Below are 3,093 nucleotides of genomic sequence, written 5' to 3'. Positions count from 1 at the left end.
CGTTGTAGCGGTTGAGGGGATTAAGATGAAAGTCATTTGTTTAAGCAGTTTGATATTTTAATGGTCAAAAAAACGGCATCAGATGATGCCGTTTTAATAAAAATCACTTTAAATTAAAATTTAAAGCTTGCTGTCGTATGGAAGAATCTGCCTACGTTGTCGTACGCTGCAGCACCAGCGCTAGTACCTGTTGTTCCGTATGGCAAGTCACGGTCGAATACGTTATCGATACCAAATTTCAAAGTAACGCCTGAATCAAACGCATAGGCAACAGAAATATCACTAATGAAATAATCACTATATTCCATATTGCTACTAGGGTTAGCATTACGTGAAAGTTCTTTGTCAGTGTATAAGCTGACACCTTCAATAAAGCGTGTTTTCCAGTTGGCGCTCCACTGGGCAATAGAATAATTCAATGACCAGTTCGCTTGCCATTTTGCATAACCTAATGTGCCTGCTAGCTCTTCAAAATCATTGGGCTCATCTTGGAATGAAAAGTTTTTACGCTTAAGCAGACGAGTTGCAATAAGGTTTGTACGGAAGTCACCACCAAATGCATCAAAGTTATAGCCAATATCAAAGTCAATACCAGCGGCTTCCAAAGCCGCAATATTGAGAGATGACTGCCTAATGGATGATATCTCATGTGTCGTTGGGTTGCGGGTTAATAATGCACAATATTCGTTGTTAATGCCTGAAGTTGAATCAACACAGCGGTCGATTATATCTTGTGCACTTACTGAAGAAATCGCATTATCAATGGCTATATTCCAGTAGTCGGTTGTAATAGATAAGCCATCGATGAAGCTCGGTTGATAAGCAAATCCAACTGTATAACTTGTTGATTCTTCAGGGTCTAGGTCCCTGTTGCCGCTACTCACACCCTCAAGTGTTTTTGAGTCATAATCAGAGTTAAAATCTGCTGGAATGCCTAGAGCAGCACAGTTGGCTTTACGTACATCAGGGTTGCTTAGATCATTTAAGTATTTAGTGCGGCATGAGTCTTCAACTCTAAAGAAGTTTTGACTCTCAGCACCATATAATTCGCTGATATTTGGCGCTCTGATGGCTTCTGAGTAAGTTGAACGGACACGCAGTTCGTCATTAACTTCCCAACTTAGGCCTGCTTTCCAGGTGGTAGCGTTTCCGATAGTACTGTAATCTGCAAAACGAACTGCTAACTCCATATCAAGTTGACGGATCATTGGTAGATCTGCTAGTAGTGGAACACTGACCTCTGCAAATACTTCTTTTACATCAAAGTCACCTTTATCTTCACCTAAGGCATTAAAGAAGGTCCCTTTTGCATTTGAAGGTTCAAAAATTTCACTCTCTTCTTTACGGTATTCAACACCTGTTGAAAAACCAACAACACCGGCAGGCATATCAAACAAAGCAGAATTTGTTAAAGAACCACCAAGAACGGTTTGTTTGATGACAGATGTGCCTGTTGAAATCGTATTAACGTAGTCAATGGCGGCTTGGCTAGGCTTGCCAAACCCTAAAATGTCAAGAGCAACGCATCCAGCAGCCCTTGCATTTTCGTCGCGACATACCGCGTTACCATTTACATTGATTGAATCTAACGCATTTTGATAGTTGGCTAGTACGAGGTTATTTTTATTTACTCGTTCGAGATCGGTTTGGCCATAAATACCATAAACATCATAATCCCAGTCTTCAAATACTAAACCCTCAAGACCGAGCACGTAGCGTTGGGTTTCTCGAGTATCGTCTTCAATACGCTGACCTAGGTCTGTCATAAAGCGTCGGATATTGATGCTATCGAGTGGCGCAGGATTCCCATCGGCATCTTTATTGGCTTTCATTAATGCAATTAGTTCTGGGCTAATGAATGCATTATCAATTTTTATGTCAGTATTTTTTAGAGGATCACTACCTTTACCAAAAAAGAATGCGGGTTGTCCTTCATTTGTAGACTGGCTATTGACATATTTTGCTTCGAAATATGCGTTCATATTGTCATTAACTTGGTAGTTTGTTTTAAAGTTAATGTTATAACGTTCAAATTCTGGCTGTAATTCTACAAATTGATTGAGGTTAGTATAATCGCAATCAACACAGTAAATACCGTCTACTTTGGGGCCAGAATAAACATCACGCAATGAACCATCAGGATTGAACGTTTTCCAACCATCTAAGAAGAAGGTTCCAGCATTACTGATAGTATAGTGTCCACCGTTTGGAGTGTAATATTTATCAGGATCTGACGGGTTATTAGAATCGATAGGCTTACCATCTGGCCCTATCGGGCGGTTGGTATTCTTTAAATTAGTAAATGAAGTTGATGTTTCATCGCGATCAAATGCTCTTAATTGATTTTGAGCACTGTATTCAACAGCAAAGGCAATATTACCGCGATCTTGATCGAAATTAGTACCATAGGATAATGCTAAACGATCTTTAGAAAGTGGATTATCTCCAGCCCAACCTTTCGTTGCAGAAACATCTAATCCTTCAATATCTTTTTTTAGAATAAAGTTGACAACACCTGTTACGGCGTCAGCGCCATAGATGGCTGATGCGCCACCGGTAATGACTTCAACTTTTTCAACCCAACTACTAGGAATCGTATTCACGTCAACTGAAGAGGTTCCCGCAGAACTTGAAACATGACGCTTACCATTTACAAGAACCAGAGTTCTATCCGTTCCCATACTTCTTAGGTCTAGAAGGTTTAAGCCTGAAGTACCAATGAAGCGTCCAGAGTTAGCTAAAGAGTATGTATTACCTAGTGCAGGTAATTGGTTTAGTGCTTCACCAATGTTAGTTACACCAGTCGATAGTAGCTCGTCTCCTGTAATGACAGTGACAGGTGTAGGAGCAATTGCTCCTTCTCTAATAATACGAGATCCTGTTACTTCAATACGTTCAACTTTTGCACCGTCTTCAGCAGCAAATACAGCTGACGTAGACAAAGCGGCTGTAGCAGCTCCGCTGATTAACGCAAAGCGAACAGCTTTGGCTAATGTAGAATTTGCGCGCATTTTATTCTCCCTTAACATTTGTTTTTTTGTTTAATTCTTATTTTATTAAAAGTCACTTTTGTAACCAATAAGTGTCACCTTT

General features: G+C 40.0%; 1 protein-coding gene. It reads right to left on the bottom strand.

Annotated features, from left to right (window positions below):
• Positions 1 to 113: 113 nt before the first annotated feature.
• Positions 114 to 3,011 (bottom strand): TonB-dependent receptor domain-containing protein, encoded by a 2,898-nt coding sequence (locus K5Q99_RS21500; protein WP_220778084.1) that lies wholly within the window; start codon positions 3,009 to 3,011, stop codon positions 114 to 116.
• Positions 3,012 to 3,093 lie beyond the last annotated feature (82 nt).

The sequence above is a fragment of the Shewanella hafniensis genome (genome assembly GCF_019655335.1).
Classification (GTDB): Bacteria; Pseudomonadota; Gammaproteobacteria; order Enterobacterales; family Shewanellaceae; genus Shewanella; species Shewanella hafniensis.
The sequence above is the reverse complement of the archived record's forward strand: the minus strand, read 5'-3'. Positions and strand labels throughout refer to the sequence as shown.